This is a genomic window from Blastococcus sp. SYSU D00820 (assembly GCF_054050695.1).
This window is the reverse complement of sequence record NZ_JBJGZW010000001.1, coordinates 452,085-465,100: the sequence shown is the minus strand read 5'-3', so window position 1 is coordinate 465,100 and position 13,016 is coordinate 452,085. Positions and strand designations below refer to the sequence as shown.

General features: G+C 74.9%; 13 protein-coding genes. 5 read left to right on the top strand and 8 right to left on the bottom strand.

Features of this window, described 5'->3' with window-relative positions; genetic code table 11:
• Positions 1-17 precede the first annotated feature (17 nt).
• Together ACI79R_RS02195 and purB are read right to left on the bottom strand one after the other, a co-directional pair.
• Positions 18-884, bottom strand: a complete 867-nt coding sequence (locus tag ACI79R_RS02195) for a phosphoribosylaminoimidazolesuccinocarboxamide synthase (RefSeq protein ID WP_456571939.1) — start codon at positions 882-884, stop codon at positions 18-20.
• Complete coding sequence (purB, locus tag ACI79R_RS02190; RefSeq protein ID WP_456571938.1) at positions 881-2,188, bottom strand: adenylosuccinate lyase; 1,308 nt, start codon at positions 2,186-2,188, stop codon at positions 881-883. The genes ACI79R_RS02195 and purB overlap by 4 nt, the downstream gene beginning before the upstream one ends.
• 104 nt (positions 2,189-2,292) lie before the next feature.
• On the opposite strand from purB, the gene ACI79R_RS02185 reads away from it, so the two are divergent.
• On the top strand, positions 2,293-3,684 hold the full coding sequence (locus tag ACI79R_RS02185; protein WP_456571937.1) for an AI-2E family transporter: 1,392 nt from the start codon (positions 2,293-2,295) through the stop codon (positions 3,682-3,684).
• Positions 3,685-3,690: 6 nt separating this feature from the next.
• Here ACI79R_RS02185 and purD read toward each other — a convergent pair whose 3' ends face one another.
• Complete coding sequence (gene purD / locus ACI79R_RS02180; RefSeq protein ID WP_456571936.1) at positions 3,691-4,953, bottom strand: phosphoribosylamine--glycine ligase; 1,263 nt, start codon at positions 4,951-4,953, stop codon at positions 3,691-3,693.
• A 15-nt stretch (positions 4,954-4,968) separates the two neighbouring features.
• Entirely contained in the window at positions 4,969-5,991 is a 1,023-nt protein-coding gene (gene rsgA / locus ACI79R_RS02175) for a ribosome small subunit-dependent GTPase A (protein WP_456571935.1), read from the bottom strand.
• Between the two features lie 167 nt (positions 5,992-6,158).
• On the opposite strand from rsgA, the gene ACI79R_RS02170 reads away from it, so the two are divergent.
• Positions 6,159-7,130, top strand: a complete 972-nt coding sequence (locus ACI79R_RS02170) for a glycerophosphodiester phosphodiesterase family protein (protein ID WP_456571934.1) — start codon at positions 6,159-6,161, stop codon at positions 7,128-7,130.
• 78 nt (positions 7,131-7,208) lie between these two features.
• Here the strand turns inward: ACI79R_RS02170 and ACI79R_RS02165 are convergent, their stop codons facing one another.
• The gene (locus tag ACI79R_RS02165; RefSeq protein WP_456571933.1) at positions 7,209-8,498 is read right to left on the bottom strand and encodes an adenylosuccinate synthase; all 1,290 of its coding nucleotides are present in this window, start codon (positions 8,496-8,498) and stop codon (positions 7,209-7,211) included.
• 67 nt (positions 8,499-8,565) lie between these two features.
• On the opposite strand from ACI79R_RS02165, the gene ACI79R_RS02160 reads away from it, so the two are divergent.
• The 3 genes from ACI79R_RS02160 (at position 8,566) to ACI79R_RS02150 (ending at position 11,227) form a co-directional block, all read left to right on the top strand.
• Positions 8,566-9,192, top strand: coding sequence for a hypothetical protein (locus ACI79R_RS02160; protein ID WP_456571932.1), 627 nt, complete (start codon positions 8,566-8,568; stop codon positions 9,190-9,192).
• A 137-nt stretch (positions 9,193-9,329) separates the two neighbouring features.
• Positions 9,330-10,385, top strand: coding sequence for an ABC transporter permease (locus ACI79R_RS02155; RefSeq protein ID WP_456571931.1), 1,056 nt, complete (start codon positions 9,330-9,332; stop codon positions 10,383-10,385).
• Positions 10,382-11,227, top strand: a complete 846-nt coding sequence (locus ACI79R_RS02150) for an ATP-binding cassette domain-containing protein (RefSeq protein WP_456571930.1) — start codon at positions 10,382-10,384, stop codon at positions 11,225-11,227. Before ACI79R_RS02155 ends, ACI79R_RS02150 begins: the two co-directional genes overlap by 4 nt.
• A 13-nt stretch (positions 11,228-11,240) precedes the next feature.
• On the opposite strand, the gene ACI79R_RS02145 is transcribed toward ACI79R_RS02150, so the two are convergent.
• From ACI79R_RS02145 to fbaA, 3 genes are all read right to left on the bottom strand, one after another.
• Positions 11,241-11,384, bottom strand: a complete 144-nt coding sequence (locus tag ACI79R_RS02145) for a GPGG-motif small membrane protein (protein WP_456571929.1) — start codon at positions 11,382-11,384, stop codon at positions 11,241-11,243.
• A 176-nt stretch (positions 11,385-11,560) separates the two neighbouring features.
• Positions 11,561-11,980: a DUF3151 domain-containing protein gene (locus tag ACI79R_RS02140; RefSeq protein WP_456571928.1), complete on the bottom strand. Its 420-nt coding sequence runs from the start codon at positions 11,978-11,980 to the stop codon at positions 11,561-11,563.
• A complete protein-coding gene (gene fbaA / locus ACI79R_RS02135; RefSeq protein ID WP_456571927.1) occupies positions 11,980-13,014 on the bottom strand; it encodes a class II fructose-bisphosphate aldolase in 1,035 nt (344 codons plus the stop codon). Before fbaA ends, ACI79R_RS02140 begins: the two co-directional genes overlap by 1 nt.
• Between the last annotated feature and the right edge of the window lie 2 nt (positions 13,015-13,016).

Here is a 13,016-nt window from a genome sequence, read left to right as displayed (position 1 = left end):
GCGGACCGGCCGCCGGCTCAGCCGAACCGGCGGCCGGTCAGCTGCTCGTAGGCGGTGACGTACCGCTCGCGGGTCGCGGCGACGACGTCGTCCGGGAGCTCCGGGGGCGGGGAGACGCGGTCCCAGCCGGACTCGTGGGTGAGCCAGTCGCGCACGTACTGCTTGTCGAACGACGGCTGCGCCGCGCCCGGCGACCAGGTGATCGCCGGCCAGAACCGCGAGGAGTCGGGGGTGAGCACCTCGTCGCCGAGCACCAGCTGCCCCTCGGGCGAGAGCCCGAACTCGAACTTGGTGTCGGCCAGCACGATGCCGGCCTCGAGTGCGATCTCCGCGCCGCGGGAGTACAGCGCCAGCGTCAGCGCCCGGAGCTCCTCGGCGCGCGGGGCGCCGACCAGGGAGACGACGGTGGCGAAGTCGATCGCCTCGTCGTGCTCGCCGACCTCCGCCTTGGTGGACGGCGTGAACACCGGCTCCGGCAGCCGCGAGCCCTCGACCAGCCCGGCGGGCAGCGGCACGTCGCGGATCGCGCCGCTGCGCTGGTACTCCACCGTCCCGGAGCCCGACAGGTAGCCACGGGCGACGCACTCGACCGGCAGCATGTCCAGCCGCCGGACCAGCATCGCGCGGCCGGCCACCGCGTCGGGCACGTCGTCGGCCGACAGCAGGTGGTGGGTGGCGCCGAACGACTCCAGCACCGGGGTGAGCTGCTCGAACCACCACACCGACAGCTGGGTCAGCACCCGCCCCTTGTCGGGGATGGGCGTGGGCAGCACGTGGTCGTAGGCCGAGATGCGGTCGGAGGCGACCAGCAGCAGCCGACCGTCACCGGCGTCGTAGACCTCCCGGACCTTGCCGCGGGCGACCAGCGGGAGGTCCACGCTCACGACAGCGCCGCCAGCCGCTCGAACAGCGGGTCCAGCGAGGTCACGTAGCGCTCGGGCCGGCAGATCTCGTCCAGCCGTGCCTCGTCCAGCGTCACGCCCTGGGCGGCCGCCCGGGCGCGCAGCGTCTCGCGGAACGGCGTGCCGGCGTTCCAGGTCTCCATGGCCGCCGACTGCACCAGCGCGTAGGCGTCCTCCCGCGACAGCCCGCCCTCGACGACCTCGAGCAGCACCGAGGAGGTGTAGATCAGGCCGCCGGTGAGGTCGAGGTTGGCCCGCATGCGGTCGACGTCGACGACGAGGTTCTCGACCAGCCCGGTGGTCAGGTGCAGCAGGTAGTCGGTGGTGATCGCCGCGTCGGGCAGGCACACCCGCTCGGTCGAGGAGTGCGAGATGTCGCGCTCGTGCCAGAGCGGGATGCCCTCCATCACCGGGACGACGGCGGCGCGCACGACCCGCGCCAGCCCCGCGATCCGCTCCGAGCGGATGGGGTTCTTCTTGTGCGGCATCGCGCTCGAGCCCTTCTGGCCCGACCCGAACGCCTCCGACAGCTCCCGCACCTCGGTGCGCTGCCCGTGCCGCACCTCGAGGGCGATCGTCTCGCAGACCGTGGCGATGATCGCCAGCGCCGAGACCCACTCGCTGATCGAGTCGCGCAGCACGACCTGGGTGGAGGCGTCGGCCGGCCGCAGCCCCAGCGCCTCGGCGACGGCCACCTCGACCGAGGGGTCGATCAGCGAGTACGTGCCGACCGCCCCGGAGATGGCGACGACGCCGACGCGGTCGCGCGCGGCGCGCAGCCGGTCCCGCGAGCGGGCCATGGCGAAGGCGAGGTCGGCGACCCGGTGGCCCCAGACGTCGGGCTCGGCGTGCACGCCGTGCGTGCGGCCGACCTTGAGCGTGTGCCGGTGGGCCAGCCCGTGGTCGCGCAGGACAGCGACCGCGCGGTCCAGCCGGGCCAGCAGCAGGTCGGTGGCCTCGGTGAGCTGGACGGCCAGCGCGGTGTCCAGCAGGTCCGAGGAGGTCATGCCGTGGTGCACGTAGGCCGCTGCCGAGCGGGGCTCGGTGTTGTCGGCCCAGGCGCTGAGGAAGGCGATGACGTCGTGCTGCGTCGTCTCCTCGATCTCGGCGACCCGCGCCGCCGTGGGCGGCGGCGCGTTGCGCACCGGCTCGACGACGTCGGCGGGCACCCGCCCGGCCGCGGCGTGCGCCTCGAGCACGAGGGTCTCCACGCGGCACCAGAGCTCGTACTTGTGCTCGTCGCTCCAGACCCGCCCCATCTCCGGCAGCGTGTAGCGGTCGATCATGCGGGTATCGCCCGCTTCCGGTCAGCTCGTCGCACCACGGGGTCATCCTCCCGCAGGGCTACGGTGATCACCCACGCCCCCCTACCGCCCGCCGGAGGTACCGCATGCTGCGACGGGCCAGCCACCTGGTCGAGCGGGCGCGGGAGCGCATCCGCGCCGCGAGCGAGAACGACCCGCACGCGTGGCCGGAGCGCGACGACGACCGCGCCATCCTGGTGCGCGACGCCGAGGACGCCGCCTTCGACGACGACACCGGGGAGGACGGCCCCGCGCGGCCGCCGCTGGGCAGTCCCGAGCCCGGCGCCCCCGACCTCGACGGCATCGGCCCCGGCGGGGTCAGCGGGCCCCCGGCCAACGCCACGCCGCGCCGCCGCCGCACCGAGCCCAAGCCGTCCGGCGACGCCAGCGTGCCCAGCGGCCTGCGCACCGCCGCCTCCTGGTCGTGGCGGCTGATCGTCGTCCTCGTCGGCGCCTACGTCCTGCTCTACGCCGCCGCCTACGTGGCGGTGGTGATCGTGCCGGTCATCGTCGCCGTGCTGCTGGCCGCGCTGCTGCAGCCGGGCGCCGCCGCGCTGGTGCGGCACGGCTGGCCGCGCTCGCTGGCCGCCTTCGCGATGCTGCTGGTGGGCCTCGGCGTCGTCGCCGGGATCATCACGCTGGTCGTCGAGCGGTTCATCGACGGGTTCACCGACCTCGCCGCGCAGGTCAGCGAGGGCCTGGACCAGATCGAGTCGTTCGTCGTCCGCACGTTCCCGATCACCCGGGGCCAGCTCGAGGACGCCGTCGGCCAGCTGCAGGACCTCCTGGTCAGCAACCAGGACACGATCGCCACCGGCGCGATCACCACCGCCGCGACGGTCGGCGAGGTGTTCACCGGCATCGTCCTCGCGCTGTTCACGCTGTTCTTCTTCCTCAAGGACGGCCGGTCCATCTGGCTGTGGCTGGTCGGGCTGTTCCCCTCCGACGCCCGCGCGTACATGGACGAGGCCGCCCGGCGCGCCTGGCGGACGCTGATCTCCTACGTCCGCGCCACGGTCGCGGTCGCCCTGGTCGACGCGGTCGGCATCGGCATCGGGCTGGCGATCCTGCAGGTGCCGCTGGTCATCCCGCTGGCCGCGCTGGTCTTCCTCGGCGCGTTCATCCCGATCATCGGCTCGTTCCTCGCCGGCTCGGTCGCGGTGCTGGTGGCGCTGGTGTCGGTCGGCCCGATCAAGGCGCTGATCGCGCTGGCCGTCGTCGTCCTGGTCATGCAGCTGGAGGGGCACGTGCTCCAGCCGCTGCTGCTCGGCCGCGCCGTGCACGTGCACCCGCTGGCCGTCGTGCTGGCGATCGCCGCCGGGCTGCTGATCGCCGGCATCTTCGGCGCGCTGATCGCGGTGCCGGTGGTGGCCTGCGCCAACGTGGCCGGCACCTACCTCGCCCGGCGGCACGACGGGCCGCGCCCGCCCGAGCCGCGCCCCGAGCGGGCGAGGCCGGCGGTGGGCGTCAAGGGCTGAGGCGCCTCAGCCCCCGAGGACGATGCGGCCCTCGACCGCGGCCAGGGCGATGTCGGTGCGCCAGTGCGCCCCGGCCAGCCGCACCCCGGCGACCCGCTCGTAGGCGGTCTGCCGGGCCGCGGCCAGGTCCGCGCCGACGGCGGTCACCGCGAGCACCCGCCCGCCGGCGGAGCGGACCGTTCCGTCCGCCGCCAGCGCGGTGCCCGCGTGCAGCACGCCCTCCCCGTCGGCGCCGGTCACCTCGTCGCCGGTGCGCGGCGACTCCGGGTACCCCGGTGCCGCGACGACGACGGTGACCGCGGCGCCGTCCCGCCAGCGCAGCGGCGGGTGGTCGGCCAGCGTGCCGGTGGCCGCGGCGTGCAGCAGCCCGGCCAGCGGGGTCTCCAGCAACGGCAGCACCACCTGCGTCTCGGGGTCGCCGAAGCGGGCGTTGAACTCCACCACCCGGACGCCGCGCGAGGTGAGCGCCAGCCCGGCGTAGAGCAGGCCGGAGAACGGCTCCCTGCGGCGGGCCATCTCGTCGACCGTCGGCTGCAGCACCGTGGCCAGCACCTCGTCGACCAGGCCGGGCGGCGCCCACGGCAGCGGCGCGTACGCGCCCATGCCGCCGGTGTTGGGGCCGGCGTCGCCGTCGTCCCGGCGCTTGTGGTCCTGCGCGGGCACCAGCGGCAGCACCGTCGTCCCGTCGGTGACGGCGAACAGCGAGACCTCCGGGCCGTCGAGGTACTCCTCGACCAGCACCGCCCCGCCGGCCTCGAGCACCTGGCGGCCGTGCGCGACCGCGGCCTCGCGGTCGGAGGTGACGACGACGCCCTTGCCGGCGGCCAGGCCGTCGTCCTTCACCACGTACGGCCCCCCGCCCACCTCGTCGAGCGCGGTCTCCAGCTCCGCCGGGCCGCCGACCGGCCACGAGCGGGCGGTGGGCACGCCGGCGGCGGCCATGACGTGCTTGGCGAAGGACTTGCTGCCCTCGATCTGCGCCGCCTGGGCCGAGGGGCCGAAGCAGGCGATCCCGGCCTCGCGGACGGCGTCCGCGGCGCCGGCGACCAGCGGCACCTCCGGGCCCACGACGACGAGGTCGGCGCCCCACGAGGTGGCCAGCGCGGCGACCGCGACCGGGTCGGCGACGTCGACCGGGGCGGCCTCGGCCACCGACCGCGTGCCGGCGTTGCCCGGGGCGCAGGCCAGGGCGGTCACCGCGGGGTCGGACGTCAGAGCCACGCACAGGGCGTGCTCCCGGGCACCGGAGCCGATCACGAGCACGCGCACGGACGGCGACCCTACTCAGCGCACCCGGTTCGGCTGGGACCGGTAGGCCCGGTGGAGGGCCCGGACGCGGGCGTGCTCGGCGGCCCGCGCCCGGGCGTCGGTGCGCAGCGCCTGCCGGTGCACCTCGGCCTGCAGCTTGCGCCAGGCGGGAACGCGGGCCGGGTCGAGTTCCCCGGCCGCGACGGCCGCGGCGACCGCGCAACCGGGCTCCGTGCGGTGCTCGCAGTCGCGGAAGCGGCACCGCTGCGCGAGTTCGGTGACGTCGGCGTAGGCGGTGTCGACGCCGCTCTCGTCGTCGGTCAGCGCCAGCTCGCGCATGCCGGGGGTGTCGACGAGCAGGCCGCCGCCGGGCAGCAGGTGCAGCTCGCGGGCGGTGGTGGTGTGCCGGCCGCGGCCGTCGGCCGCCCGCACCGCGGCGGTGGCGACGACGGGTGCGCCGGTCAGCGCGTTCACCAGGCTGGACTTGCCCACGCCGGACGGGCCGACCATCGCCGCCGTCCGGCCCGGGCCCAGCACCGCGCGCAGCGCGGACAGCCCCTCCCCGGTCACCACGCTGACCGCGAGCACCTCCACGCCCGGTGCGGCCCCGGCCACCTCCGCCACGGCGCCCGGCACGTCGTCGCAGAGATCGGCCTTGGTGAGCACCACCACCGGCTGGGCTCCGCTGCTCCACGCCACCGCCAGGTAGCGCTCCAGCCGCCGGCTGCGGGCCGGCCCGGCGAGCGCGTCGACGACGAGGACGGTGTCGAGGTTGGCGGCGACCACCTGCGCGGCCGAGGTGCGCCCGGCCGCGGTGCGGGTGAACGCGCTGCTGCGCGGCAGGACGGCAACCGCGAGCTCTCCGCGCAGCGCCACCCAGTCGCCCACGGCCGGGCCGGTGCCCTCGTGCACGGCGGCCGCGGGGTGCACCCGCCGCTCGCCGTCGGCGGTGAGGACGGTCAGCCGGCCGCGGTCGACGCGGGCGACCCGGCCGGGCACGCAGCCCTCCGGCAGTTGCCCGGCCCGCGACCGCATCCAGCCGAGAAGCGCGAGTTCCATCACACCTGCATCATTCGCCGCAGGTCAGCAGGGTGTCCTCTCATTTGTGAGCAAGCAGCCGCGTGGCGTTTGCCCGTCGGCCACCCCGCTCGGGTGTTGTGGTAGCCATGCACGCGACCGTGTCGCAGGCAACTGGACCTGCGACCCGCCTTCCCCGTCCCGTCATCGTGGGGCACCGCGGTGCCCCGGCCTACCGGCCCGAGCACACGACCGCCAGCTTCGAGCTCGCGATCGACCTCGGTGCCGACCTGATCGAGCCCGACATCGTGGTGAGCAAGGACGGCGCGCTCGTCGTCCGCCACGAGAACGAGCTCTCCCGCACGACCGACATCGCGCAGCGGCCGGAATTCGCGCACCGCCGCACCACGCGCATGGTCGGCGGCAAGGAGCGCACCGGCTGGTTCGCCGAGGACCTCACCCTCGCCGAGATCCGCACCCTGCGGGCGGTGGAGCGGATGCCGGAGATGCGCCCGTTGAACACCGCCTACGACGGCCAGCTCGGCGTCCTCACGCTCGAGGAGGTCGTGGAGATCGCTCGCCGGCGCTCGACCGCCGGGCGGCGGATCCGCGTCCTCGCCGAGCTGAAGAAGCCGAGCTGGTCGGCGGCGCAGGGCCGGCCGATGACCGAGCTGGTCGCGGCAGAGCTGCGTCGGCTGGACGCGGTGTCCCCTGACGGGCCGGTCGTGGTGCAGTCCTTCGACGCCGCCGGGCTGCGGGCGCTGCGGGCCGAGCTGGGCCCGGACGGCCCGACGATGCTGCAGCTGGTCGATGACGGGGCCGAGGACGACGTGCTCGTGAGCAATTCCGGGCTGCGTGAGGTCTCCACCTACGCGCAGGGCATCGCGCCCAGCCGGCACCGGATCCTCCAGCGCGACGCCGACGGCGCGCTGGTCGCCGTGTCGGACCTGGTCGCCCGGGCGCACCGCGCCCAGCTGTCGGTGGTGCCCTGGACGCTGCGCGCGGAGAACGCCTTCCTCCCCCGCCACCTGCGCGTCGGCGAGGACCCGACCCAGCTCGGGGACGGCGCGGGCGAGGCGCGCATGCTGCTGGGCCTCGGCGTGGACGGGCTGATCACCGACCACCCCGACATCGCCGTCCGGGCCCGCGCCGAGCTGACCCACCTGCCCACGCTGGTCTGAGGCAGGACTCGCTCGTCCGGCCCCGTCCGGCGGCTCCCCCGGAGCCGTCGGGCGGGGCGGTCGGCCCGGGAGGTCCCGTCACCCGATCAGGTCGCGGATGACCACGTTCTCGTCGCGGCCCGGCCCCACGCCGATCACGCTGATCCGCGCGCCCGAGAGCTCCTCGAGCCGGCGCACGTAGGCCTGGGCGTTGGCCGGCAGCTCCTCGAAGGTCCGGCAGTGCCGGATGTCCTCGAACCAGCCCGGCATCTCCTCGTAGACCGGCTTCGCGTGGTGGAAGTCGGTCTGCGTCATCGGCATCTCGTCGTGCCGGACGCCGTCGACGTCGTAGGCCACGCAGATCGGCACCGTCTCCAGCCCGGAGAGGACGTCGAGCTTGGTGAGGAAGTAGTCGGTGATGCCGTTGACCCGGCTGGCGTACCGGGCGACGACGGCGTCGAACCAGCCGCAGCGGCGGTCGCGGCCGGTGGTCACGCCGACCTCGCCGCCCTGCTTGCGCAGGTACTCCCCGTTGGCGTCGAACAGCTCGGTCGGGAACGGCCCCGAGCCGACGCGGGTCGTGTAGGCCTTGAGGATGCCGACGACGCGCTCGATGCGCGTCGGGCCGACGCCGGCGCCGACGGCCGCGCCCCCGGCGGTCGGGTTGGACGACGTCACGAACGGATACGTGCCGTGGTCGACGTCGAGCAGCGTGCCCTGCGAGCCCTCCAGCAGCACCCACTCGCCGGCGTCGAGCGCCCGGCCCAGGAGCAGGCGGGTGTCGGCGATGCGGTGCTTGAGCGCCTCGGCGTAGCCCGCGTACTCCTCGACGACCTCGTCGACGTCGATGGCCTTGCGGTTGTAGACCTTGACCAGGACCTGGTTCTTCTCCTGGAGCGTGCCCTCGAGCTTCTGCCGGAGGATCGACAGGTCGAGCAGGTCGGCCACCCGGATGCCGGTGCGGGCGACCTTGTCGCCGTAGGCGGGGCCGATGCCGCGGCCGGTGGTGCCGATCTTCCGCTTGCCCAGGAAGCGCTCGGTGACCCGGTCCAGGGCGCGGTGGTGCGGCATGATCAGGTGCGCGTCGGCGGAGATGACCAGCTTCGAGGTGTCGACGCCGCGCTCCTCTAGCCCGGCGAGCTCGCCGATGAGCACCTGCGGGTCGATGACCACGCCGTTGCCGATCACCGGGGTGCAGCCGGGGGTGAGGATGCCCGACGGGATCAGGTGCAGCGCGTAGCGCTCCCCGTCCGGGGTGATGACGGTGTGCCCGGCGTTGTTCCCGCCCTGGTAGCGCACCACGTAGGGCACCCGGCCACCGAGCAGGTCGGTGGCCTTCCCCTTGCCCTCGTCGCCCCACTGGGCGCCGATCAGCACGACAGCCGGCATCGCTCGTTCAGATCCCCTCGACAGCAGCACCGGCGGAACCGGCTTGGCCAGGTGGCAGGGTATCCGCATGTCCCGCGTCGAGTTGGACCTGCGCGCCCTGGCGGCCGGCTCCGCCCCCGCCCGGGCCGACCTCGCCGAGGTGGCCGGCGCGTCGTCCCTGCTGGTCCGCGGACCGGTGCCCGCCCTCGCCGGCGCCCTGGCGGCCCTGCACGCGGCCGGCCGCACCGCCGAGGTGCCGGTCGCCTGGGAGCCGGCCGACGACCCGTCCTCGCGCGGCCTGGCGCACTCGCTCGGGCTGGGCTCCGGCAGCGAGCGGGAGCTGTCGCTGGTACGTGACGACCACGGCGGGGTCCTGCTGCACCACGGCCGGCTCGCCCCGGCCACCTCCGGCGACGCGCCCCGGCGGCGGCTGCTGCCCCGGCGGCTCGGCGCCCAGGCGCACCACGACGACGCCCGGGTCGCCGACGGGTTCATCGCGCTGATCGACGTCCGGCCCGACTGGACGGCCGTCGACCGGCTGACGGTGACGGTGTCGGAGCAGGTGATGCGCCGGCCGCGGCGCACCTCGGGGCGGGCGCTGCAGATCGCCTGCGACCCCGCGCAGGTCACCCGGGACGGCGTCCCCTACCCGCGGCCGGTCAGCCGCTGGACCTGGTACGCCGACGACCGCGTGCGGTGGCGGCTCACCCCCTAGCAGGAGGACCTCCTGCCCCCCACCGCTCGCCGGCTCGCGGCGGGACCCTGCAGGAGGCCGGGCGCCGGGCTGTCGTGGACACTGGGGACACATCCCCCCGAGGAGGCCCTCCTGCCGTCGTCCCCTCGCCCGTGCCGATGACCACCGACCGTCTGCCCGCCTTCGGTGCCCCGGCGCGCGCCGCGCGGCCCCGGCGGCTGCTCGCCCAGGCCCTCACCCGGCCGAGCACGGCGGCGTGGATCGCCCTGGCCGTGGTCGTCGCGTTCTTCGGCCTGCAGGCACCGGACCTGCTGCGGGCCGGCGGGCTGGCCAGCGTGCTGGAGAGCGCGGCGCTGCTCGGGATCGGTGCGCTGGCGGTGGCGCTGCTGCTGGTCGCCGGCCACTTCGACCTCTCCATCGGCATGGTGGGCATCGCCAGCGCCCTGGCGACCGGCCTGCTGGTCGCCGAGGCCGGATGGGGGCTGTGGCCGGCGCTGCTGGTCTCGCTGGGCGGCGCGCTGCTGGTCGGCGTCTTCAACGGCTGGCTGGTGGTGACCACCGGGCTGCCCAGCTTCCTCGTCACGCTGGCCACGTTCCTGGTGCTGCAGGGCGGGGCGCTGGCCGGCAGCCGCGCGCTGACGGGCAACACCGCCGTCCACGGGGTCTCGGGCGCCGAGGGGTGGGCGACGGCGGAGGACGTGTTCGGCTCGACGCTGACCGTCGGCGGCGCCTCCTTCCGCGTCTCGCTGCTGTGGTGGCTGGGGCTCACCGCGTGGGCCACCTGGGTGCTGTGGCGGACCCGCTTCGGCAACGCCGTCTTCGCCGTCGGCGGCGCCCGGCGGGCGGCGCGCGAGCTCGGCGTCCCGGTGCGGCGGACGACGATCGTGCTGTTCTGCTGCACCGCCGCGGCCGGCTGGCTGGTCGGCACGCTCGGGCTGGTCCGCGTCGACGGCGTGCAGGGCAGCGCGCCCCTCATGACCTCGGTCGAGTACATCGTCGCCGCGGTGATCGGCGGCTGCCTGCTGACCGGCGGCTACGGCTCGGCCATCGGCGCGGCGGTGGGCGCGCTGGTCTACGGCGTGGCCCGGGAGGGCGTGGGCCTGGCCGGCTGGGACCCGCGCTGGTTCCAGGCCTTCCTCGGGCTGCTGCTGCTCATCGCGCTGCTGGCCAACGGCGTCGTCCGCACCCGGCTGCGGGCGGTGCCCCGGTCGTGAGCACCGCCTGGACCCCCGAGGCCGGACCGGACGACGTCCCGGCGGCGCGGCCACCGGTGCTCGAGCTGCGCGGGGTCGGGGTGCACCACGGCAGCGTGCCGGCGCTGTCGCGGGTCAGCGTGGCACTGCAGCCCGGGCAGATCACCTGCGTGCTGGGCGAGAACGGCGCGGGGAAGTCCACGCTGGTCGCGGTGCTGTCGGGGCTGACCCGGCCCGGCGAGGGCGAGCTGCTCGTCGACGGCCGCCCGATGCGCTTCCGCTCGCCCCGCGCGGCCCGCACGGCCGGCATCGCGACCGTCTGGCAGGACCTCGCCGTCGCCCCCCTGCAGTCGGTGTGGCGGAACTTCTTCCTCGGGGCCGAACCCACGGTGGGCGTCTGGCCGCTGCGCCGGCTGGACGTCGAGCGCGCCCGGCGGGAGAGCGCCCGGGCGCTGTCCCGCGTCGGGGTGACCGGGGTGGACCCCGACCAGCCGGCGAGCACGCTGCGCGCCGGCGAGCGGCAGAGCCTGGCGATCGCCCGGGCCCTGCACTTCGGTGCCCGCGCGCTGGTCATCGACGAGCCCACGGCGCCGATGTCGATGGCGCAGCACACGCTGGCCGGCCAGGCCATGCTCGCCGCCCGCGCCCGGGGACTGGCCGTGCTCGCGGTGACCAACAACCCGCGGTACGCCCACCTCATCGGCGACCGGTTCCTGCTGCTGGCCCACGGCCAGGTGGCCGGGGACCTGACGCGTGAGGACGTCGACGCCGACGTCCTCACGCGCCTGATGGCCGGCGGCGAGGAGCTGACCGCCCTCACCGAGACCCTGCGTCAACTGCACCCGGAGCTCGAGGACCGCTGAGCCCCGGGCCCGGTCAGGTGAAGACGCTCACCCCGCCGGGGCCGACGAGCAGGCCGACGACGATCAGCACGATGCCCCACAGGAGCTGGCGGCGGACGATCGCGACGATCCCGGCGATCACGAGGACGACGGCGAGGATCCAGAGCAGTGTTGCCATGACCCACCTCCGATCTGGGCGCCCGTTCCGGGCGCTGGTATACGGAGTGTGAGCGCGGACCAGGGAGTCCGCACGTCGACGTCACAGGCAGTGACCGACGGTGGGGGCACCGTCGGCCGCCGGTGACCAGTCGGCCACGGTGTCGGTGGACCGGTGCCGGCCGGTGGGCCGACCGATCAGGCAGCCAGGCTGGGGTCGCAGTCCCGCAGCAGCTGGGTGCACCGCTCGTGCTCCCCGGTCTCGCCGATCGTCTCCGCGGCGCGGGCCAGGAGGGTCAGGCAGCGCAGGAAACCGCGGTTGGGCTCGTGCGACCACGGCACCGGGCCGTAGCCCTTCCAGCCGTTGCGGCGCAGCGCGTCCAGCCCGCGGTGGTAGCCCACGCGGGCGTAGGCGTAGCCGGCCACGGTCGCGGCGAGGTCGCCCTCGGCCCCCTCCAGCGCCCGCTCGGCCAGCGCGGCCCAGGCGGCGCTGACCGTCGGGTGGTCGGCGGCCACCTGCACCGGGTCGGTGCCGGCGGCCAGCGCCGCGTCGGCCTCGGGGGCCGCCGGCAGCAGCGTGGCCGGCGGCTCCCCCAGCAGGTTGTGCGAGTGCGTCATCACGCGGCCTGGGACTGGCCGGCGGACAGCAGGTCCTCGCACGCGGTGACCACGCGGGCGGCCATGTTGGTCTCCGCGAGCTTCATGTACGGCCGCGGGTCGTAGGCCTTCTTGTTGCCCACCTCGCCGTCGACCTTCAGGACGCCGTCGTAGTTGGTGAACATGTGCCCGGCGATCGGCCGGGTGAAGGCGTACTGGGTGTCGGTGTCGACGTTCATCTTCACGACGCCGTAGGACAGCGCCTCGCGGATCTCCTCCTGCGCCGAGCCCGAGCCGCCGTGGAAGACGAAGTTGAACGGCTTGGCGCCCTCGCCGAGGCCGAGCTCGCGGGCCACGACCTCCTGGCCCTCCTTGAGGATCTCCGGCCGCAGCTTCACGTTGCCCGGCTTGTAGACGCCGTGCACGTTGCCGAAGGTGGCGGCGAGCAGGTAGATGCCCTTCTCCCCCAGGCCGAGCGCCTTGGCGGTGGCGATGAAGTCACCGGGGGCGGTGTAGAGCTTGTCGTTGATGTCGTGGCTGACGCCGTCCTCCTCGCCGCCGACGACGCCGATCTCCAGCTCCAGCACGATCTTGGCCGCGGCGCACTTCTCGATGAGCTCCTCGGCGATCTGCAGGTTCTCGTCGAGGTCGATGGCCGAGCCGTCCCACATGTGCGACTGGAACAGCGGCTCCTGGCCGGCGTCGACGCGGTCCTTCGACAGGGCGATCAGCGGGCGCACGTAGGCGTCCAGCTTGTCCTTGGGGCAGTGGTCGGTGTGCAGCGCGACGTTGACCGGGTACTTCTCGGCCACGACGTGCGCGAACTCGGCCAGCGCGACCGCGCCGGTGACCATGTCCTTCACCCGCGTGCCCGAGCCGAACTCCGCGCCACCGGTGGAGAACTGGATGATCCCGTCGCTGCCGGCGTCGGCGAAGCCGCGCAGGGCCGCGTTGATCGTCTCGGACGACGTGCAGTTGATCGCCGGGTAGGCGAAGCCGCCCTCCTTCGCCCGGCTGATCATGTCGGCGTAGACCTCGGGGGTCGCGATGGGCACGG